The following is a 21,458-nucleotide window of genomic DNA, read 5'->3' as shown; positions in this document are numbered from 1 at the left end:
CCGTATACCATGCTTGTTTTCTAGTTTCTTTTTTTGATTTTCATTGAGTAAAAAGACTCGACTGTCTCCCATGGTAAGAAAGACAAAAAAATAGCCACACTGCCCGGAGTCAAGCTCAGCAAACAGCATGGTGAATGATGATTCATTCACTTAACTCACAACAGGTTTGAGTTAAATCAATGAAATCGTGATACTATTGTAGCTTAAAGAAGGCTGAAAATCAAGAGTTTTGCCCCATTTTTTTCAAATTTTCATAGAAAATCATAGAGGCTGGGCAAAAAGACCAACCTTGCTTCTCAGAGTTCGTGTCAACATCTCAGCGCAGTGGTTGATTGGCTTTAACAGTCCAGTGGACTCTTAATATTGAGGTGAACTTGTTTCGGCCTATCTCCAGCCTTCAAAAGTTCCCGAACCTTTGAAGCGAGTACTAAAAACAAACTAATACTCAATGAAAATCAAAAGTAGCCTAGAAAACGAAGTCGAAGATAGAACTCTGTTACTTTCTTATTTCAAGGTAACAGGCTGAAAACTTCCACTGGAGCTTTTCACTCATCAAGGCTCTTGACAACGGATAATTTTGATTTTCGAAGAGTATAAACAACTATAAATAACAAAAAAGTAGGTTGCCCTACTTCTGCCTATTTCTTTTCAGACTAAACCTGTCCGGCACAGGATCTTCCCCACCTTCCACAAAGGGATGACAGCGACCAATTCGAGCCAACCCCATCAAAAAGCCCTTGAGTCCATGTTTTTGTAAGGCCTCGATCATATAAGCCGAACAAGTTGGACGGTAGCGACAAGAGGGCGGAAAAAGGGGGGAAATAAATTTCTGATAGAATCGGACCAAGCCGATCAAAAGTCTAATCATTATTTTTTTACTGGCTTAGTAACAGCCAGGGTATGTAGTTTACTGATGTCTTTCTTGTTGAGCTTGCGGTATTCTCCTGGACGTAGGCCGGTCAAGTCAAGATTACCAAAGCGAGTACGAGACAGCTTATCTACCTGCAAGCCGACAGCCTCAAACATCTTCTTAACCTGGTGGTTTCGACCTTCATGGATTGTTAATTCTACAACTGAGCGGTTCTTAACAGGATCCACCTTGATAATCTCGTACACCGCAGGCTTGGTCTTTTTACCATCAATGACAACACCACGGGTCAAGGGACGCAAGACTTCCTTGTTGGCAACCCCTTTGACACGCGCCAAATAAACCTTGTCAATCTCATTTCGAGGGTGAATCATTTCGTCTGTAAAATCACCGTCATTGGTCAAAATCAAGACCCCAGATGTATCCCAGTCCAAACGACCAACAGGATAAATCCGCTCCTTAACTGTTGGCAACAAGTCCACAACCGTCTTTCTTCCCTTGTCGTCTGACACACTAGAAATAACACCTCGTGGTTTATTGAGGAGATAGTAGACCTTCTCTTCGTTATAAATTGGTTGTCCCTCAACCTCTACCTTATCACCCGATTTGATAACTGTCCCTAGCTCATGAACAACCTGACCATTTACAGTAACTAGTCCTTGTTTGATTAGTTCTTCTGCCTTACGACGACTGGCAACTCCAGCATGGGCAATGTATTTATTAATTCTCATTTTCTAACTCATTTCTTTCTACGAATAGCTCTGTTTCTTCTTGAATCAAATCTATTTCAGACACATCAGGCAATTCTTCTAGACTATTAATTCCCATGTAATCCAGGAAATAATCCGTTGTCACATAGAGATTTGGTCTACCAAGAACCTCTTTCTTACCGTTCTCACGAATGAGGTCAAAGGCCTGTAATTTACTGATTGCACCACTGGAATTGACTCCGCGAATATCATCAACTTCAATCCGAGTAACGGGTTGCTTATAGGCTACGATTGATAAGGTTTCCAAAAGAGCCCGTGACATAGTCTGATTGATTGGTGTTTTGGCATAGATTCGCAAAAGGTTTGCATATTCTTTTTTAGTAACCAATTTGTAGCGATTGGAAGACTCTAAGATGGCTAAGCCTGAGGCTTTGTCTGCCATATATTTCTCACTAAGTTTCTCTAACTGCTGGCTGACAGCTGTCGGCTGCATTTCCAACATCTCTGCCAAATTTCGTAACGTCAAGCCATCCTCACCTGCCACAAAGAGCAGGACTTCGATTTCAGCTAAGCGATTCATCTTCACTCCTTACTAGATAAATATCTCCAAAAGTCTCTGTCTGTTCCAAGACGATTTCATGAACCTTGACCAATTCCAAAGTCGCAAGGAAGATCGTAATCATTTCATTGACATCTTGACTTTCTTGAAAAAGCTGACGGAGTTCAAGGCGTGGACCAGTCTCGAAACGACTGCGAACAAAGTCCATCATGTCTTCGATTTTATATTCATCACGGGCAATGGTCGCATGAGACTGACGGAGGCTTGCCTGTTTTTCAGCCATTACTTTAGAAAAAGCTAGGAAAATGTCAATGACGGTCTTATCCTTGGCTAATTGTACATCATCATAAATCAAATCTAATTTGGGTTTTGAAAAATAGTTCGCCCGTTCATCATGTTGCTCTCCTAATTTCTCACTGAGAAGTTTGAACTTGCGGTATTCTTCCAACTGGTCCAAGAGGTCCATTTCAGGATCATCTTCGGGAGCAATTTGCTCAACAACCTTCGGCAATAACCGACGACTTTTGATGACCATCAATTGACTAGCCATGAGCATATATTCTCCCGCTACCTCTAAACGCATGGCTTGCAAGGTAGCAATGTAGGCCAAATATTGCTCGATAACCTCTGTAATCGGAACCTCGTAAATATCTACTTGATACTTGGACACCAGGTGTAGCAGGAGATCAAGTGGCCCTTCAAAATCTTTTAATTTTATATCCATTATCTAAATTTTTCCAAACTCATGCTTGTTTTCAGTCCCAACTGCTTGGCGATTTGGTCCAAGGATTTTCCTTCGTCTATCTGTTTTAGAATATACTGCTCTCGCAATTTTTGGGCTGTCCAATCAGGCTTGCCGATGGACTGGACAAATTCTGTCAGACGATTAAAAAACCATTGACGAGAATAGGTCTGTCCCTTCTTATCGAAGACATAGCGTCCAAACAGATGAGACTCCATATAGGGTATCAATTCCTTGGGCAGAGTGAGCACCCGCTTGGCTCCTCCCTTCTCAACTGTCAGGACTTGAAAATCCAGATTGACCTGCTGACTAGTCAGCTCTGCTATTTCACTTGGCGTCAAACCTAAATATGCTATCAAAAGTGCGATGAGCTGACCTTCTAGCCAAGGACTTTCTTGAAAGAGGAGAGTTAAATCCTCACGCTCCAGTTTCTTTTTGACGCTTGCTGGACCTGACATCGTTTGCAATTTATAAAAACGATCCAGGAGATTATTTTCATAAAGAAAGTAGAGAAATTGATTGACCGCTGACATTTTTCTTTTCTGAGCAGCAGGTTTCAAGTCGAGAAGAGACTGCTGATAGACCAAAAGAGACTGTTGGCAAATCTCCCCCCTTGTTACTGTCACAAACTGCTGCAGGTCATAGGTATAGGACTTTTGGCTGTTGACACTGACCTTTTTGCTCTGGATAAAAGATTCAATCGCCTGCTTCATTTCTTGCCTTCTTTTGACGCTAGGGGGAAATTATGCAAGAGAGCATTGATTGCCTTTAAGATGGATTTTCGTGTAATGATTCCCATAAATTCTCTATTTTCCCCAAGGACGGGTAAGAAAGATTGATCTACTAGCTTGCGCATCACTTCTGTCAAATCATAATCCAGACCAACCGTCTCTTCATCTGTCTTTACAATCACAGAAATATCTCTGTTTAACTCATCATCCGATAGTTCATTTTCAGCTTGATATTTAATGATTTCCGTCAAGCCGATGGTTCCAAAAAAGCGGCCATCTTCTGTTACCACAGGTACGCGTGAATAGGTCATGTGACTGAGTAACAGTTTTGCATGGTCAATATTATGCGTATCAATAATTACTGCCAATTTATCCGCTGGTGTCAAGAAAGTTTCTTCCTGGTCCAATAAAAAGGCTTCAAATTCTCTTGCAATCATCTTGAAATATCCTTTGTCAATGCTGGGTAAAGTTGGTGCTGTCGATTGTAGTAATCCACATGGAAGTGATCATCATAGATGGTCACAAGAGCATAGAGACATTCTCTGACCAAACCACGAGGTTGACTAACGGAGCCAGGATTGAGGAAGAGGGTCTTGCCACGCACTTCGGCATCAGGCACATGCAGATGCCCATACAAACAAATATCCGCATCAACTTCCTGTGCCCAATAATCCAACCGCTGCCAGCCGTAATTAATGCCATAAAGATGACCATGAGTCTGAGCGATAGTCACACCATCCAATTGAGTAATGAGCTGGTCAGGGTAACCACCAAAATAGTCGCAGTTCCCATTGACCACTTGAATGCCGTCCCACAAACTATCTTGACTATCCAGCTCCGAATCACCATTGTGAAAGATGGCATCGACCTTGCCAATATAATGATGTTTAATATCCTCTACAATCTGTCTATCCCCATGAGAGTCGCTCATGACTAGGATTGTTTTGCTTGCTCCTGCCATACTGGAAATGCCTCCACTAATTTTTCTAGTGCTTGTGCACGGTGGGAAATCTTATTTTTTTCTTCTAGGGTTAATTCTGCCGAGGTCTTACCTGTTTCACCTACGAGGAAAAGTGGATCATATCCAAACCCATCTTCCCCACGGAGGTCCATACCGATAAAGCCTTCCCAGTCCGCTTCGACAACCAAACTATCACGATTTGGAGCAGCCATGACCAGAGTACAATGGAATTGTGCCGAACGGTCTTTCAGTTCAAATACCATGGCCAATTCGTGCAAGAGCTTGGCATTATTGAGCTCATCTGTGGCATCTGGGCCTGAAAAACGGGCAGACCAAACTCCTGGCAAACCACCTAAAGCATCAACCTTCAAACCAGAATCATCTGCCAAGACCATCTTGCCTGTCAGCTCTGCTATGGTTTCAGCCTTAAGCCGTGCGTTTTCCTCAAAAGTCATCCCTGTTTCTGCTACATCTGGCAGGTCAGGGTAGTTGTTGAGGTTCTCGACCTGGTAGCCAAAACGCTCAAAAAACTTACGGAATTCCTTGGTCTTACCTTCATTTTTTGTAGCGATCAAGATGGTATCTCCTACGCTTGCCAATCCCTTGTCTTGACCGAAGAAATCTGCCATGCTAACTCCTGCTTGGGGCAGATGGACTAAGAGAAGTTTGTCATTCTCTGTTACCAGAATAGCCCCTTGATGTTGGAGAACTTTGAACTGGCGATTGTTTAACTCATTCAAAATACCACAGGCAAATTGGAAGAGGGCAAAGTCCGACTGAAGTTTGATCACTTCAATTTTGACACACTGATTGAAGTTCTCATCTTCATAATTGACAGCAATTAGTTTGTCAAACAATTGACCAATTTGGTAAATTTCCTGCGCTCTCCCATTTTCACCAAATGAACCAAATAGATTGGCAAAACTGGCTTTTCCGATAAACCAATTGTGTTCATCTCTGTATTCGTAAATCTTGTCTGTCATAGTTCTACATGCTCCACATGAATATCAATGCCCATCCAGCTTTCAGCTATTTCTTTAAAAGCTGCCGGACTAGCTGTTGTGTAAAATCTGTGCTGAATATCCTTTTCGGTACGGCTGCGGTTGATTTGAAAATAATTTAATAAAACAGAAATATCTCGCGCGCACTCTGCCCCACTGTCAATCAACTTGACATCCTTGCCCATGGCATTCTGGATGATGGGGCGAAGTAGGGGATAATGGGTACATCCCAAGACCAAAGTGTCCACTTTCCCAACGAGTGGTCGAAGTGTCTCATAAACAACCTTTTTGGCAAGACTGGACTGGTGGCTATTGGACTCAACCAAAGGGGCAAATTTTGGACAGGCCAGACTGTCTACCTGCGTTTCTGGAGAAAGGGCCTGAATCTTTTGTCGATAAATATCTGATTGAATGGTCATAGCCGTTCCTAAGACACCAACCTTCCCAGTTTGCGTTGCCTTAATAGCTGCCGAAGCACCTGGTAAAATAACACCCAAAACAGGAATATCCAACTTTTCCTTGACTTCTTCCCAGGCTACCGCTGTTGCCGTATTGCAGGCAAAGACAATCATTTTTACATTTTTTGTCAAAAGGAAATTGACCAATTGCCAAGTATATTCTCTGATTTGTTCCGCTGGACGGGGTCCATAAGGTGCCCGTGCCGAGTCCCCTATATAAACAATTTCTTCATGGGGAAGTTGGCGCATTAACTCACGCGCAACCGTTAATCCCCCCACACCTGAATCTAAAAAACCTATTGGTCGATTATCCATAATACTGAGAATAGCCAGAAAATCTGACTAACCTTTCTTTTCTACTCAAAAAATGGGATCTGGGAATGAATATCCCAGTCCCAGTTTGATTATTTTTTCTTGCTTGCCACTTTTTGTTGGCTCTTGATTTGGCGAAGTACTTGTTGTACTTTTGCCTCGCTTGGTTTTTGCCCCATTTGGCTCATCATCAAACGCAAAGCATTTTCATCCAACACTGGCTTGTCAGCAATGTAGTTTTCAACTTGTTTGCGTGACAAGTAAATACCCAAGGCTACACCACCTGCAAATGCCAATACAATAAGTAAAATTGCTAAACCTAAGTTCATTTGTCAATCTCCTGATTCTTCTAAAAATAATTCATTCGGAATTGCCCTGCGACAATCTCTTAATGAGTCTATTATACCAAATTTAGCAGGCTTTTCCAAGACTTACCTGTCAAATTCAAAACCGTAAATGGTTGCGAAATAATCCTCTGGTGTTTCAGCACGACGAATCATACGCGCTGTGCCATCTTCCTGCAAAAGGATTTCAGAAGAACGCAGACGACCGTTGTAGTTGTAGCCCATGGAGAAGCCGTGGGCACCACTGTCATGAATGACCAAGGTGTCTCCTACTTCGGCTCGTGGCAATTCACGATTAACTGCAAACTTGTCGTTGTTTTCACAGAGGGAACCTGCCACATCCACCACTTCGATTGGGGCATCTGGGCGCGTGATATTGGTGATATGGTGGTAGGCGCCATAGAAAGCAGGACGCATGAGGTTGGCTGCCGATGCATCGACACCAATATAAGTCCGATAGGTTTCCTTACGATGGAGCACCTTTGTAATCAAGTGACCGTGCGGCGCCAACATAAAGCGTCCCAATTCCGTAAAAATTTTGACATGTCCCATACCAGCTGGCGTGAGAATTTCCTCATAAACCTTACGGACACCCTCACCAATGACAGCAATGTCGTTCGGTTCTTGCTCAGGACGATAGTTGACTCCAATCCCACCTGATAGGTTGATGAAGTCCAAGGTCACACCTGTTTCCTCACGAATTTCCAAGGCCAATTCAAAGAGTTGACGAGCTAAGACAGGATAGTAGTCATTTGTTACTGTATTCGAAGCCAGAAAGGCATGAATACCAAACTCCTTGACCCCAAGCTCTTTCAATTCCTTATAGCCCTTCATGAGCTGGTCTTTGGTCATCCCAAACTTAGACTCTTCTGGGTGGTCCATAATATCCGTTCCCAGCGAGAAGACTCCTCCAGGATTGTAACGGAGGCAGACCGTTTCTGGAATACCAGCAACATTTTTCAAAAACTCAATATGCTCATAGGCATCAAGGTTAATGGTCGCCCCAACTTTTCGAGCATAGACAAATTCTTGCGCTTGGGTATCATTGGATGTAAACATGATGTCTTTAAAGCCCAATTTTTCACTCATCAGCACTTCTACATCTGTTGCACAGTCCACTCCACAGCCTTCTTCTTGAAGAATTTTTAAAATAGCTGGAGTTGGAGTAGCCTTGACCGCAAAATATTCCTTAAAGCCCTTGTTCCATGAAAAAGCTGCATTGAGGGCACGTGCCTTCTCACGAATGCCTTTTTCATCATACAAATGAAAAGGAGTCGGAAATTGCTCCGTAATAGTTTCCAAAATTTCTTTACTAACAAATGGTGTCTTGGTCATGTCGCTACCTCATCAAATATTTTTCCTATTATATCACAAATATGTGAGGAACTGTAGCTTTCAACTCCACCAAATACTTGCAAAATAAATTATGAGCGCTATAATGTGAATATCATTAAAAAAGGAGTAATATATGTCAACATTAGATTTTGATTTTACAGAACGCTTGTATGCCAACTATCTAGCTAACCCAAGCCTACAGGCAACCGAAAATGCCGTGAGCCACAACGGACTTTTGAAATCCTTAGAAACACGCCAAAGCGCCATCGACAATGACTATGTCTTTTCAATCGACTTGACCAAGGACTCTGTTTCAAACCAAAAGGCTTCTGGACGTTGCTGGATGTTTGCTGCATTGAATACCTTCCGCCACAAGCTCATCTCAGACTTCAAGCTAGAGAATTTTGAGCTATCACAGGCCCATACCTTCTTTTGGGATAAATATGAAAAGTCCAACTGGTTCCTCGAACAAATCATTGCTACAGCTGACCAAGAAATTGGTAGCCGTAAGGTAAAATTCTTATTGGATACCCCTCAACAAGATGGCGGTCAATGGGATATGGTTGTTGCCTTATTTGAAAAATATGGTGTGGTACCGAAATCCGTCTATCCAGAATCAATCTCATCCAGTGCCAGCCGTGAGCTCAATCAGTACCTTAACAAATTGCTCCGTCAAGATGCACAAATCTTGCGAGACCTCCTTGCCAAAGGAGCTTCCTCGGAAGAAGTTCAAGTACAAAAAGAAAACTTGCTTCAAGAAATCTTTAACTTCCTAGCCGTCAACCTTGGACTCCCTCCACGCAGCTTTGATTTTGCATATAGAGATAAAGACAATGTCTATCACCGTGATACAAATGTAACACCTCAGGTATTCTACGAGAAATATGTTGGTTTGAAACTATCTGACTATGTCTCCATTATCAACGCTCCTACAACCGACAAACCTTACAATAAATCTTATACAGTCGAATTGTTGGGGAACGTTGCTGGCGCCCCTGCTGTCCGCTACCTCAATGTAGAAATGAACCGGTTTAAAGAACTGGCTATTGCCCAACTCAAAGCTGGTGAGTCCGTTTGGTTCGGCTCCGATGTCGGTCAAAGTAGCAACCGTCAAACTGGTATTATGGCAACCAACACCTACGACTTCTCTTCAGGTCTGGGTATCCATTTCCATCAAGACAAGGCCGGAAGATTAGACTACTCCGAAAGTTTGATGACCCACGCTATGGTCTTAACTGGTGTTGATTTAGACGACAATGAGCAACCTCTCAAATGGAAAGTAGAAAACTCTTGGGGTGACAAGGTTGGTGACAAGGGATACTTCGTCGCATCAGATAGCTGGATGGACGAGTATACTTATCAGATTGTTGTCCGAAAAGAATTCCTCACACCAGAAGAACTAGCAGCTTATCAAGCTCAACCACAAGTCCTTGCCCCATGGGATCCAATGGGAGCTCTAGCATAACAAACGACATATAAAAAAGAGGGCAACCCTCTTTTTTATATGTCATAATTAGTCTCTACTCAAACCACCAAAGATACGGAGTAAGTTGAGGAAGAGGTTGATGAAGTCAAGATAGAGCTGAAGCGCCATGGATACGACCCAACCTTGGCCAACATTACCACCAGTTTGTTCGAAAACATTGCGGATACGTTGGTTGTCATAAGCAATCAAACCTGAGAATACCAAAACAGAAATGATAGACATCATAAAGCTTAGACCTGAGCTACGAAGGAAGATATTAATAACACTTGCAATAATAATTCCCCATAGAGCTGCACGCAATGCCTGGGCCATACCAGAAAGATCCTTCTTCGTTGTCATCCCAATTACAGCCATGATAGCAAACATGAGAGCCGCTGACACGAAGGCGAGTACAACTGTTTCGCTAGTATAGAACATCAAAATCATGCTGATGGTAATACCATTTGTTACTGAGTAGGCAAGAAACATTGGTAGAGCCATTGGACTATTTTTAGCTGCCATCGTTGAAGCCGAAACAACCAAGGCAATCTGACCAATCATAATCAGCATCATGATGATGGAACCTGCACTCAGCAGACTAAGCAATAAAGATTGAAAGACGGTCACAGCCAAGAAAGAAACTAGAGCTGACAGACCAATTCCCATGGCAACCACACCATAAATTTTACCGAAGAAACGGTTGAGGGCGGTATTATCCACCTGATTAATAATAAATGAATCGTTATTCATACTATTCTCCTTTAAATCATTTTATTGAAACCGAAAGACCTTACGATTTTTCCACTTGTGTTGTAAGGGCAGACTCCACTCTCTCACAGCCCAATACTTATCCACACATGTCACAATCCAGGATTCCTTGTAGCGAGGAGGAGCGATTGTCGCACCAAACATATGCTTCACAATGATGTCTTCTTCTAGTTTATTGAGTTGAATGAGTTTCTGAGCATTGCGTTTAGCAATTCGTGGATGAACCCAAGCATGGCTCTTGTTGAATTTGGTATCTCTCCAATCATAGAAGAATAAATCATGCAATAGACCACCACGGGCTGTTGACTTGGCATCCCAACCAAATTTTTTCGCAATCTTATAGCTTGTATAAGAGACATTGATGGAATGTTCCAAGCGCGTGGAGTAATAATGATGAGGAATTGTCCCCAATTTTTGCACCTTGGGTGTGGCAATCAAGTGCCCCACGTAATGCATGTATTCTTTATCTTGTTTATATGCAACCATTCGTTAACCTCGTTGGAATATTATACCACACTATAGTACATTTGGCTTAAATAAAGCTAAACAATAGAATGCCCGCCGCAATGGCTACATTGAGGCTTTCCGCCTGCCCTGGCATGGTAATATGGACAAGTTGATCCGCCTCATCGGCTACAAAAGTTGAAATTCCTTGACCTTCATTTCCCATGACCAAGGCAAAACTTGGATTTGGCGTAACTTCCTTATAGTCAACCGACTGACTAGAGAGGGTTGTTGCCAAGATTTGTATCTGATTGCTTTTTAAAGCAGAAAAAATAGCAGTCATCGGCATCCGATAAACTGGCAAGTGGAAATGACTCCCTTGCATGGAACGCAGAACTTTCATATTGTAAATATCTGCCGACTTATCCGATAGAAATACTCCATCAAAACCAGCTGCATCAGCTGTACGAATCATGGTACCAACATTTCCAGGATCTTGTACATCTTCCAGAACCAAAAATTTTCCTGTTAAGACATCGGGTAAGGTCTGATTTGGTAAGGACAGTTGAGCTACTACCCCTTGTGGTGTCCGTGAGTCTGCTAAATCCTGCATAATATCTGAACTAACAACTGTTACATTGGATAAGCCAGCAACCCGATGAACATGTTCTTCTGATACCAAGATATGTTCAATAGGTACTTTGGCTGCCAAAGCTTCCTCCAACAAATGCCAACCTTCAATCAAATAAGAAGAAGTACGGTATTTTTTCTGTTGTAATTTTTTAACCTGCTTGACCAAATGATTGGCCTTTGAGCGAATGATCTCCATGAATGCCCCTTTTTCTTTTACTGCTCAGCAACTTCAATTTCCCAACGGCTAAATCAATTATCTTGATTTTTGAACAGTCTTACCCAACCATGATATAATAAAGTAAATGTCTTGTCAAAAGGAGAAACTTATGCGAAAGGTAAAAATGATTGCATCTGGTCGTGTGCAAGGAGTCGGCTTTCGTTGGTCTGTTCAATTTTTAGCTGTGGAAATAGGCGACATCTACGGCAGAGTTTGGAATAATGATGATGGAACTGTTACCATTTTAGCTCAGTCAGATAATGCTGAGAAGCTCAGCCATTTTATCCATGAAATTCGGAAAGGGCCTTCTCGTATGGCCAAAGTCACCTATCTCGATGTCACCCTAGCCAACTTCGAAGACTATAAGGATTTTCAGGTGGCTTATAGATAAAACTTGTATATTTTGAACAAAAAAAGTAAAATAGAATGTATCTTGTAAAAAAAAAGGAATGTATCATTTTGAAAAAGAATAAACGAATTTTATTAACAGGTCTAGCCCTGTCTACGCTAGTATTTCTATCAGGATGTGTGCAGACAAAGAACGGTGTTCCTACTGGTGAAGGTTGGGTCTACAACTTCCTTGTTGCCCCAATGGGAAACCTGATTAAATTCTTCGCGGAAAACCAAGGACTCGGTTTCGGTGTTGCTATAATTATCGTGACATTGATTGTTCGTCTCTTCATCATGCCACTAGGTATTTACCAATCTTGGAAATCAACCTATCAGTCTGAGAAAATGAATTACCTCAAACCAATTTTAGGTCCAATCCAAGAACGCATGAAAAATGCAAGTTCCCAAGAAGAGCAATTAGCTGCCCAACAGGAATACTTTGCTGCTCAAAAACAATATGGTGTCAGCGTATTTGGTGGAATGGGTTGCCTTCCTATCTTGATTCAAATGCCATTCTTTACGGCACTCTTCTATGCAGCTCGTTACACGGAAGGAATCTCAGAAGCAACCTTCCTTGGCATTGATCTCGGTTCTGCAAGTCTCATTCTAACAGCTATTGCCGGTATCCTCTACTACGCTCAATCACTTCTGATGCAAGTCGGTATGGACGAAGAACAGAAGAAACAAATGAGAGCTGTGGCAATCATGAACCCATTGATGATTGTTATGTTCTCTTGGTCCTCACCTGCTGGTGTTACCCTCTACTGGGTAGTCGGTGGATTTATCGGTCTTATTCAACAAGCTCTTACAAACTTCATCTTGAAACCACGTATCCGTGCTAAGGTTGAAGAAGAATTTAAAAATAATCCTCCAAAACCATATAAATCAACTATCAAGGATGTAACTCCTAAAGCATCCGCTATCATCGAAGAAAAAACGTCTAAGAAATCAAACCGTAACGCCGGTAAACAACGTTCTAGATAAAAAATCGCAACCATCTGTTTCAGATGGTTGTTTTCTTATATAGTATGTTTAGTTTACTTTTTGTACTTGCTCCAACTATCTGGGAAATAGTTGGAGGTTGGAGATAAGATTTGCGAAGCCAATCTCAGCAATTCGTGTTTCACACTCCAAATATGACCTCTACGACTGATACGAACAGAGTTCGCCTCAGTGCTCGTCGAAGGAATCAAAGAGCCTACTAAACGACTATACAAAAAGAGAGAATCTTTCGACTCTCTCCACACCTTATTTCGTTTTTTCAACCTTCAAGATTTTTACATCATAGCTACCAGCAGGTGTTTCAATTGTTGCAACATCTCCTGTTTTTTTACCAATCAAAGCATGACCAATTGGGCTTTCATTTGAAATCTTGTTTGCAAAGGCATCTGCACCTGCAGCACCAACGATATGATAGACTTCTTCTTCGGTCTCACCAACTTCTTGAACAGTCACAGTCTTACCAATTGCCACTTCATCCGCCGCAACTGCATCACTGTTTACGATTTCAGCATAGCGAATTTTTGTTTCGATGGTTGAGATTTGACCTTCAACAAATGCCTGTTCATCTTTAGCTGCTTCGTACTCAGAGTTTTCTGAAAGGTCTCCGTAAGAACGAGCAATTTTAATACGTTCAACAATTTCTGGTCGACGAACTAGCTTTAGTTCCTCTAGTTCTTTTTCTAGTTTTTCCTTTTCTTCCAAGGTCATTGGATATGTTTTTTCTGCCATTTGTCTTTCCTTTTCTTTTATTTTTCATGAAAACAAAATTATGTGGAAAACCACATAATTTTGTTGTAAAAATTTACTCATTATTAAGATGTGCATTTACATACTTAGCAACGTTTTGGTTATGTTCATCAATATTATTTGTAAAGTAAACATTTCCAGTTGTAACATCTGCTACAAAGTAAAGATAGTCTGTCGTGTTGGCATTAATCACTGCCTCGATAGCCGAAAGGCTTGGACTATCCACTGGTCCAGGCATCAATCCTGGTGTCCAATAAATGTTGTATGGTGACTCAATTGATGTATCAATCGCTGCATCTTCTGCCAGAGTTGTTTCTTGACCAAGTTTACCCTGCGCATACAAGATGGCAATATTGGATTGTAGAGGCATTGTTGCATTCAGGCGGTTAAAGAAGACACTTGCAATGTTTCGACGATCTTCATCAGTAGAACCCTCTTTTTCAACCAAAGATGCCAAGGTAAGAACTTCATTTACAGTCAAATTCTTAGCAGCAATCGTTTCATAATATGGTTGTAAACGATTATCCATCGCGGCAATCATTTGCTCAACGAGCTCTTCGATAGTTGTTTCATCACTGTATTCATAAACCGCTGGGAATAGGTAACCTTCCAACTGATAAATAACTCCACTATCAACAGCTGGTAGGCTGGCAAACAATTTTGGATAGGTAGCAACCATTCGATTAATAAAATCTTGGTTGGTTACAGTAGCCATAAACTGTTCTGCAGTAAATGGTGTTTTATCGTTCTTATCTTTTGTATTAGTATTGTCTGTAATAGCCTGAGCAATTTGTGTTAACGTATACCCTTCAACAATCAAAACCTTCCCTGCGGCTTCTTTTTGAGCTGTCGGAGTTCCGCTTTCTTGAAGTGCTTTGGCGATGTCATCCACAGACATATTTTGTTTCAAATTATAAAAACCACTTTGGAAATTATTATAACTCTTAATTTTAGAGTAGTAATTAAAAATAGTAGCATTCTTAATCAACTTGTTGTCAACTAAAATTTTACCAATTTCTAAAGTTGAAGATCCTTCTGGAATCTCTACCTGAATAGTTTCTGTAGCTTTTGCATTAACTGGTTCCAGACTAGATTTTACCCACATATAACCAGTAACACCTGTCACTAGAACTGCCACTACAACAATTGACATGATAACAGAGACAATGTGTTTAGCGGCGTTATCTTGTTTTTTACGACGTTGCTTGCTTGTTCTGTGGGTTGTTCTTCTTCTGGGTTGTGTTTCCTGCATCTGCTTGTCTACTTCTGGAACAATAGCCGTTGTCTTTGGAGCAATAATAGTTTCCTCTAGTGAGATGATTTCTGTATCACCAGTCACAGCTGACACGTCTTCCGTTGGAAATTCCAAAAATGTATCTTCTAAAGGAGAATTTCCCGGAAGGACAGACTCTACTGGCTCAGAAACTGACGAGCTTGATGGTACTTCATCAAATCCTGCCGTATTAGCAGCCACAAGATTCCTTAATTTCTCCAAGTTTCGTTCAACAGTATCTTGTGGAACTGGACTTGAAACGACTTCTTTTTCAATCACAAAAGTCTCTGGAGTAGCCAAAGTTTCTGATGTTGGCTCTTCGATACTTTCCGTCATCACTTCTGATTCTTGCTGTTCTTCTGACAAGTATGAATCAGGAAAGGCAATCCCTTCTACTTTTACAATTTCAGTCTCTCTATGGGGGGCTTTTTCTTCGGCAAGACTAGGCTGGAGCTCGTTGATAACTTCATTACGCTTATCAACAAGAACATCCGCTGATTGTTCCGCCAAACGTTTCACCTTCAATTCTTCCAAATCTCGTAAAATTTGATCGCGGAAGCTTGAAGACTGCGTGTTTTTTTCATTCGTATCCTTTGTCACGCTGTTACTCCTTTCACACAGTTACTATACATTATATCTTAAAGGCTTATGAATTGCAAGAACTTCCCTTTCTACAAGGCTTTCCAGTACATATCACTCCACATTTGTCCTCCAAATTGCGACAAGGAGGGGCCAAAGTCTTCAAACTGGTTCATTTCATAGTAGCCAATCAAATACTCCTTACAGGTCAGGGAAACTCCTTCAAATCCTCCTGCTAAAGCCACTTCTTTTATGGCTGCCAACAAAAGAGTCCCCACTCCCTGTCCCTTATAGGTATCCGCTACGGATAGACTGGCAATAGCTAGGTGACTGCCTGTCGGCATGTCACTCTCTGTCAAGTAAAAAATATCGTCTGTAACAGTCTGCGAAACAGAAGGACAGGATAATAAATATCCTGCTATTTCCCCATCGTGTTCCATTATTAAACAGGTTTTACTCAAAGCATTCAGATAAATGGCAAGAACAGACTCAGCTATCCGTTCCTCTTTAGAAAAATTGGCATTTTCAATCAAAACAACTTGTTCTAAATCCGAAGGAGTAGCAAAACGAATTTCCATAATTTTCTCCCTTATATAGCGGAAAAACAGGGGCCATAGGCCTCCGTCTTTCTTTTTATTGGACGTTATTTGTGAGATTTGACAAGAGTCTTTCGAAGGAATATTCATAGGACTGAATATCACCAGCTCCCATAAATACATATACTGCATTGTCATGGTCTAAAAGCGGTGAAGTATTTTCAACTGTAACAAGTCCACCTTTTTTGTTGATTTTAGCCGCCAAATCTTCTACCTTAACCTGACCATTGTCTGTTTCACGCGCTGATCCATAAATTTGAGCAAGGTAAACTGCATCTGCTCCATTCAAAGCATCTGCGAACTCATCAAGAAGCGCAATGGTACGAGTGAATGTATGTGGTTGGAAGATGGCTACCAACTCCTTGCTAGGATACTTCTGACGTGCCGCATCAATGGTTGCAATGATTTCCGTTGGATGGTGAGCAAAGTCATCAATGATAACAGTATCATTGACAATTTTCTCCGTAAAGCGACGTTTGACACCTCCGAACGTCTTCATGTGCTCTGCAACCAGTTGCAAATCAAATCCAGCAATATAAAGATTGGCAATAACAGCTGTTGCATTCATCACATTATGCTTACCAAAGGTTGGAATTTGGAATTCTCCCAACTCTTCTTCACCATGGCGAACTTTGAATTGTGAACCATTAGTAGAAGGCTTCAAGTCATAGGCAACAAAATCATTATTGTCTTCCAAGCCATAATAGTAGATTGGAGCATTTGCCGTGATACGACGAAGTTGCTCATCTTCACCAAAAACGAAGAGAGCTTTTTTTACTTGCTTCGCATAATCATTGAAAGCATTGAAAACATCCTCTAGACTAGTGAAATAATCTGGATGGTCAAAATCAATATTGGTAATGATGCTGTACTCAGGATGGTATGGGGCAAAGTGACGTTCGTATTCATCGGATTCGAACACAAAATACTGAGCATTTGCCGAACCGCGACCAGTACCATCACCAATCAGGAAGGAAGTATCTGTGATATTGCGCATAACATGTGCCAATAATCCCGTTGTAGAGGTCTTACCATGGGCACCAGCAACACCGAGGCTCGTAAAACCTTTCATAAACTCACCTAGAAATTCATGGTAACGTTTGTAGGTATAGCCCTGGGCATCAGCATAAGCGATTTCCACATTGTTATCTGGACGAAAAGCATTACCAGCAATCAATTCAACATCTGCTGTAATATTTTTCTCATCAAATGGTAAAATCTGAATCCCAGCTTGTTCAAGCCCGCGTTGTGTAAAGTAGTATTTCTCTACATCACTACCTTGAACCTTATGCCCCATTTGATGCAACATAAGAGCAAGTGCGCTCATACCTGATCCCTTAATTCCGATAAAATGATAGGTTTTTGTCATGTTATTCCTCTTCTATATGTGTCAAATTCAATTCTTGTGCCACTTGGCGATCTCGTTGTTGTCTGCGCTCAGGATAATTGTAAACCTGACTCTTTCTTAAAAAGTCATACGAATTTTTCTTTATAACCTGCTCCTGTTCTCTATCTTCTTTCTTCAAAGAATAGACAGCGGGCATATCAGCGAGAATATAGTCTGTCTGACGTAAGTTGTCCGCCAAACGTGTCAACCGACCTGCCTTAGATTCAGTTGTTACAACGACAGGAGGTTTCACCACAACTTTAGCTGGTGCTGGTTTCTCATCTCTTAAATAGGTTGCTGATCGTTTTTTCTTCAAGTCTTCTCTAGCCTGTTCACGAGCCAACTGCCCCTGTGTTTTCACTGGAGAAGGCTTCGTTTTAGTCAGTTGCTGAAGGCGTTCCTTGCGAGAATAATGGCTTGGCTTAGCTTCAAACAGAGGAGGCAGGAGCTCATCTTCCGTTTGTGCTACTGGTTTTGCCGACGCAACTCGCTGTGAATCGGTAGACCAGCTAAATTCCTTTTCTTGATAAGGTCCCCTGATATTGCTAATCAGGTCGCTCTCATCATATAAACTCATAATTGGATTTTCTCCAACTAGTACCTCATCATCTGCGACTAGTGGAAATCTTTTTTCATGTCTAATCATAAGTCATCCTTTCGAACCCTTATTATACCATACTTAGGCCTTATTTCCTAATTCTACGCTGAGTCAACTGATTCCGTATCACTCAATCCCTAAAATCTCGCGAATGTCCTCAACCGTCAAATTCGCTCGGCTTTCATTGCCATCAAGGACCGTTTTGACAAGGTTCTTTTTATTTTCTTGCAATTCTTGAATCTTCTCTTCGATTGTCCCTCTAGTAATCAGGCGATAGCATTCAACCTTTTCAGTCTGCCCCATGCGATGAGCCCGACTGATAGCCTGAGCTTCCACGGCAGGATTCCACCAAAGATCGACTAGGATGACTGTGTCTGCACCTGTCAAATTCAAGCCAACGCCACCTGCTTTCAAGGAAATGAGAAAGGCATCTCGACTTCCTGCATTGAAGGCCTGTGTCATGTCTTGGCGTTGGTTAGCAGGGGTTGAACCAGTCAGAGTATAGGATGTCATCCCAATTTCTTTCAGCTGTTCTTCTATTTTTTCCAGCATATTTCTGAATTGGGAGAATATCAAGACCCTGTGTTCACCTTCTTTTAACTGCAAGAGTAATTCTTTCAAACTATTAAGTTTGCCACTTTCACCACTAAACTCTTCCATGAAAAGGCTGGGGGTATCGCAGATTTGACGTAAGCGAGTAATTCCTGATAGAATTTCTATCTTGCTACGATTGATTTGAGCATCATCTGCGCCAGCTATTTGAGTCCGCATTTGTTGAAGCTGGGCTAGGTAGATGGCTTTTTGTTCATCTGTCAGTTCATTAAGTACATTGACTTCTATCAAATCAGGCAATTCCTGAAGAACGTCTTCCTTATGACGTCTGAGAATGAAGGGTTGAATGGTCCGCGCAATGTCCTTGGCTGCTAATTTACCGAAGTCTTGTTTGCCTGGCAATAAACCTGGTAAGACAATTTGGAAAATGGACCAGAGTTCCGTCAAATGGTTTTCAATCGGCGTACCTGAGAGGGCAAAGCAATTCCCAACCTCAAACTCACGCAGTAGCTGTGCAATCTTAGATTGGGCATTTTTCATAACCTGCGCCTCATCCAAAATGAGGTAGTCAAAGCGTTCCTGTCTATAGAGTGCAACATCCTGTCTGAAGGATGGATAGGAGGTAACTAAGACTTGGTGACCATTGGCAATGATCTCCTCACGCTGTTCCTTGTTTCCATGGACAACTGCCACATCTAAACTTGGAGCAAACCGCTTGCACTCATCTAACCAGTTATAAATCAAGCTGGACGGTGCCAATATTAAAACTTTGGAATCTTTTGTCATCCGACTGGATAGAAAGGCGATAGTTTGCAAGGTCTTTCCAAGCCCCATGTCGTCAGCTAAAATTCCACCAAAACCATACGTATCCAGCATAGTCAACCACTTAAGCCCTGTCTGCTGATAATCCCTAAGCGACGTTGTTACTTCCACATCAGGAAGCGGGTACAAATCTGGCTGAGCTAGATAGCTTGCCATTTCCTCAAATTCCTTGGAGAAACTGACTTGGTTGAATTGTGACAAGGATTGAGCCAATTGGTAACCGGCAAGAGCATGGACTTGTAGCTGCCCTTCCTTACCATGACGGGCCCGCAGATAGACTAGGGTTTGACTGATTTTCTTGGTTTCCTCATCAAAAACAAATACCTTACCACTCGGGCTAGTATAGTGGTCCTCTTGATTCAGCAAGGCTGTAATCGCCTGATCGATTTCAGATTGTTCAATACCTGATAAGTCAAACGAAATATCCAAAAGTGAACCGTTACGCACAATTTCTAATTGAGGTTTGGCTTCAATATATAGAGCCTGGAGCCTTTCTTCTAGATGAACCTGCCCCATTTTTTGTAATATAGGCAATTGTTGTTGGAAAAATGGATAGAGCTCCTGCTGACTAAGAGCTGCTCTCTGGGCATGATATGTCCCCCTAAAGCCAGCTAAACGAATAGCCTGATAGACCCTCTCTAAATGTTGGAAATGGCTGGCAAAAGGCAGGAGAGCCAAATCCTCCTCACTCCTTACCTTACGTCCATCAAAATCCAAAATCAATTGGAGTGATAAACTTTCATTTGTCTCCATCTGAATATGAAATTCTGGCTTGAAATCATGAATGATGAAGCGTTTAGGTGCCTTAACAGTTCCAATTGTCTGCAAATCCAGCAAGCTTAAAGCCAGACGATTTTGGTCAGGGAAATCCACCTGCACCTTTCTCAAACCTGATTCGGTTGGAACAAGTTCGGAAATTTGGTAAATCAGATGTTCTTGATAGCGATTGACACTATAAACCGTGCCATTTACTAAGAGATAGCGCCCATGAAAAAGTGGTCGGACTGGTTTTTCGTGAATAACCATTTCAATCATCTGCGTGTGAACGGTCACCTCAAAATGATAGAGCCCTTCCTCCTCTGTCAACGGAAGAACCATCAAGGAGGAATAGGACTGCTGTTGATAGGAAAAGTTAAAATGTTCTAGCTGATTTAACAGCTCCAACCCCTCCTCAAAATAGGCTTGTGGCAGACGAAAATGTCGTCCAAAATGAGTAAGAATATCCGAATCTATACCAACTTTCTCTGGTACCAAGGCCCAGAGAAAATCCAGTAGAGCCTGACTTGGTTCATCAAAATTTTCATAAGTAACTTGCTCATAATAATTTTTACCTATCTGATAGTGACCGTTGGCTTTCACAATGCGCAAAAAAGCTCCGATGTCCCGCACAATGTACGAACGTGTATCTGGCAAGCGGGTAATTTTCAAGGTCCAATCTATCTGACGATCATAGGGCAATAAGCTCCCTTCAACTGATAACTGATACTTAAGCCCCAGTTCTGGTTCTGGCCGCAAAATTTCATCTAAAAAGAGACCGCCAAAATAAGTCCGACGGACGGTTTCCTTATGTTGTTCACCATCTTCTTTCAAAGACTGCTTCATATCCTTGCCTGAGGCATCATTTTTTAAAAAATACTCCGTGGCAGCTAGGTGTTGACAGTAGCCCTTACTTTGAAATAACTGGCAACTACACTGTAAATCGCTATCTGCATCGCCATAAGTAAAGCGCTCACCAGCAATATCCAGCACCATCTTTCCATTCTCACTATGAAGAACAGTCAGTTTTCCAGCCTCGTACAAATCAATTCCTTCTTGGCGAATCCGCCCTGGCATCATGCGACCCATTCTAACTCCTTTATCCTTCAACCAATCATCAGCTCTTCTGTAAAATGTATCTAAAATATTATCTTTTCATTATAGCATATTTTCAATTTGAATTGTTTAAATAGGTATCAAAAAACACC

23 protein-coding genes are annotated in these 21,458 nt (G+C 41.7%); 3 read left to right on the top strand and 20 right to left on the bottom strand.

The window, feature by feature from the left end:
• Window positions 1-628 precede the first annotated feature (628 nt).
• From yidD to ODU50_RS02040, 11 genes are all read right to left on the bottom strand, one after another.
• Window positions 629-868 (bottom strand): membrane protein insertion efficiency factor YidD, encoded by a 240-nt coding sequence (gene yidD, locus ODU50_RS02090; protein ID WP_105105486.1) that lies wholly within the window; start codon window positions 866-868, stop codon window positions 629-631.
• The gene (locus ODU50_RS02085; protein ID WP_029751712.1) at window positions 868-1,599 is read right to left on the bottom strand and encodes a pseudouridine synthase; all 732 of its coding nucleotides are present in this window, start codon (window positions 1,597-1,599) and stop codon (window positions 868-870) included. The genes yidD and ODU50_RS02085 overlap by 1 nt, the downstream gene beginning before the upstream one ends.
• Window positions 1,589-2,158, bottom strand: coding sequence for an SMC-Scp complex subunit ScpB (scpB, locus tag ODU50_RS02080; RefSeq protein WP_105153472.1), 570 nt, complete (start codon window positions 2,156-2,158; stop codon window positions 1,589-1,591). Before scpB ends, ODU50_RS02085 begins: the two co-directional genes overlap by 11 nt.
• Window positions 2,142-2,861, bottom strand: a complete 720-nt coding sequence (locus tag ODU50_RS02075) for a segregation/condensation protein A (protein ID WP_024381675.1) — start codon at window positions 2,859-2,861, stop codon at window positions 2,142-2,144. The genes scpB and ODU50_RS02075 overlap by 17 nt, the downstream gene beginning before the upstream one ends.
• Window positions 2,861-3,592 (bottom strand): site-specific tyrosine recombinase XerD, encoded by a 732-nt coding sequence (gene xerD / locus ODU50_RS02070; protein WP_024381676.1) that lies wholly within the window; start codon window positions 3,590-3,592, stop codon window positions 2,861-2,863. The genes ODU50_RS02075 and xerD overlap by 1 nt, the downstream gene beginning before the upstream one ends.
• Window positions 3,589-4,047 carry a cyclic-di-AMP-binding protein CbpB gene (gene cbpB, locus ODU50_RS02065; protein WP_012027618.1) on the bottom strand — a complete coding sequence of 153 codons (459 nt, stop codon included), beginning with the start codon at window positions 4,045-4,047 and terminating at the stop codon, window positions 3,589-3,591. The genes xerD and cbpB overlap by 4 nt, the downstream gene beginning before the upstream one ends.
• Window positions 4,044-4,571: a metallophosphoesterase gene (locus ODU50_RS02060; RefSeq protein ID WP_024405578.1), complete on the bottom strand. Its 528-nt coding sequence runs from the start codon at window positions 4,569-4,571 to the stop codon at window positions 4,044-4,046. Before ODU50_RS02060 ends, cbpB begins: the two co-directional genes overlap by 4 nt.
• A complete protein-coding gene (locus ODU50_RS02055) occupies window positions 4,544-5,554 on the bottom strand; it encodes a nucleoside-triphosphate diphosphatase (protein WP_024415257.1) in 1,011 nt (336 codons plus the stop codon). Before ODU50_RS02055 ends, ODU50_RS02060 begins: the two co-directional genes overlap by 28 nt.
• On the bottom strand, window positions 5,551-6,345 hold the full coding sequence (gene racE / locus ODU50_RS02050; RefSeq protein ID WP_009910584.1) for a glutamate racemase: 795 nt from the start codon (window positions 6,343-6,345) through the stop codon (window positions 5,551-5,553). Before racE ends, ODU50_RS02055 begins: the two co-directional genes overlap by 4 nt.
• A gap of 89 nt (window positions 6,346-6,434) precedes the next feature.
• A complete protein-coding gene (locus ODU50_RS02045; RefSeq protein ID WP_002939206.1) occupies window positions 6,435-6,671 on the bottom strand; it encodes a YneF family protein in 237 nt (78 codons plus the stop codon).
• Window positions 6,672-6,773: 102 nt separating this feature from the next.
• Window positions 6,774-8,021 (bottom strand): diaminopimelate decarboxylase, encoded by a 1,248-nt coding sequence (locus tag ODU50_RS02040; protein WP_105153473.1) that lies wholly within the window; start codon window positions 8,019-8,021, stop codon window positions 6,774-6,776.
• Window positions 8,022-8,154: 133 nt separating this feature from the next.
• Here ODU50_RS02040 and pepC point away from each other — a divergent pair, with 133 nt between their 5' ends.
• A complete protein-coding gene (pepC, locus tag ODU50_RS02035) occupies window positions 8,155-9,486 on the top strand; it encodes an aminopeptidase C (protein WP_105153474.1) in 1,332 nt (443 codons plus the stop codon).
• 48 nt (window positions 9,487-9,534) lie between these two features.
• On the opposite strand, the gene ODU50_RS02030 is transcribed toward pepC, so the two are convergent.
• Genes ODU50_RS02030 through ODU50_RS02020 form a run of 3 tightly spaced genes read right to left on the bottom strand, consistent with a single transcriptional unit; the run spans window position 9,535 to window position 11,527 of the window.
• Window positions 9,535-10,236 carry a Bax inhibitor-1/YccA family protein gene (locus ODU50_RS02030; protein WP_105153475.1) on the bottom strand — a complete coding sequence of 234 codons (702 nt, stop codon included), beginning with the start codon at window positions 10,234-10,236 and terminating at the stop codon, window positions 9,535-9,537.
• Window positions 10,237-10,257: 21 nt separating this feature from the next.
• A complete protein-coding gene (locus ODU50_RS02025; RefSeq protein WP_024399636.1) occupies window positions 10,258-10,740 on the bottom strand; it encodes an HD domain-containing protein in 483 nt (160 codons plus the stop codon).
• Between the two features lie 46 nt (window positions 10,741-10,786).
• Window positions 10,787-11,527, bottom strand: a complete 741-nt coding sequence (locus ODU50_RS02020; protein WP_024380299.1) for an RNA methyltransferase — start codon at window positions 11,525-11,527, stop codon at window positions 10,787-10,789.
• 130 nt (window positions 11,528-11,657) lie between these two features.
• On the opposite strand from ODU50_RS02020, the gene ODU50_RS02015 reads away from it, so the two are divergent.
• Entirely contained in the window at window positions 11,658-11,939 is a 282-nt protein-coding gene (locus ODU50_RS02015; protein ID WP_002942735.1) for an acylphosphatase, read from the top strand.
• Between the two features lie 68 nt (window positions 11,940-12,007).
• Window positions 12,008-12,922, top strand: a complete 915-nt coding sequence (gene yidC, locus ODU50_RS02010) for a membrane protein insertase YidC (RefSeq protein WP_024399634.1) — start codon at window positions 12,008-12,010, stop codon at window positions 12,920-12,922.
• Between the two features lie 264 nt (window positions 12,923-13,186).
• Here the strand turns inward: yidC and greA are convergent, their stop codons facing one another.
• From greA to ODU50_RS01980, 6 genes are all read right to left on the bottom strand, one after another.
• A complete protein-coding gene (greA, locus tag ODU50_RS02005) occupies window positions 13,187-13,669 on the bottom strand; it encodes a transcription elongation factor GreA (RefSeq protein ID WP_002938298.1) in 483 nt (160 codons plus the stop codon).
• A 73-nt stretch (window positions 13,670-13,742) separates the two neighbouring features.
• On the bottom strand, window positions 13,743-15,560 hold the full coding sequence (gene mltG / locus ODU50_RS02000; RefSeq protein WP_105153477.1) for an endolytic transglycosylase MltG: 1,818 nt from the start codon (window positions 15,558-15,560) through the stop codon (window positions 13,743-13,745).
• Window positions 15,561-15,631: 71 nt separating this feature from the next.
• On the bottom strand, window positions 15,632-16,117 hold the full coding sequence (locus ODU50_RS01995) for a GNAT family N-acetyltransferase (protein ID WP_105153478.1): 486 nt from the start codon (window positions 16,115-16,117) through the stop codon (window positions 15,632-15,634).
• A gap of 55 nt (window positions 16,118-16,172) precedes the next feature.
• On the bottom strand, window positions 16,173-17,504 hold the full coding sequence (murC, locus tag ODU50_RS01990) for a UDP-N-acetylmuramate--L-alanine ligase (protein WP_024388499.1): 1,332 nt from the start codon (window positions 17,502-17,504) through the stop codon (window positions 16,173-16,175).
• A 1-nt stretch (window position 17,505) separates the two neighbouring features.
• On the bottom strand, window positions 17,506-18,168 hold the full coding sequence (locus ODU50_RS01985; RefSeq protein ID WP_024415265.1) for a hypothetical protein: 663 nt from the start codon (window positions 18,166-18,168) through the stop codon (window positions 17,506-17,508).
• Between the two features lie 78 nt (window positions 18,169-18,246).
• Window positions 18,247-21,339, bottom strand: a complete 3,093-nt coding sequence (locus tag ODU50_RS01980; protein WP_105153479.1) for a DEAD/DEAH box helicase — start codon at window positions 21,337-21,339, stop codon at window positions 18,247-18,249.
• Window positions 21,340-21,458: the final 119 nt, after the last annotated feature.

This window comes from Streptococcus sp. 2020WUSS084 (assembly GCF_044427445.1).
GTDB lineage: Bacteria > Bacillota > Bacilli > Lactobacillales > Streptococcaceae > Streptococcus > Streptococcus suis.
The sequence above is the reverse complement of the archived record's forward strand: the minus strand, read 5'-3'. Positions and strand labels throughout refer to the sequence as shown.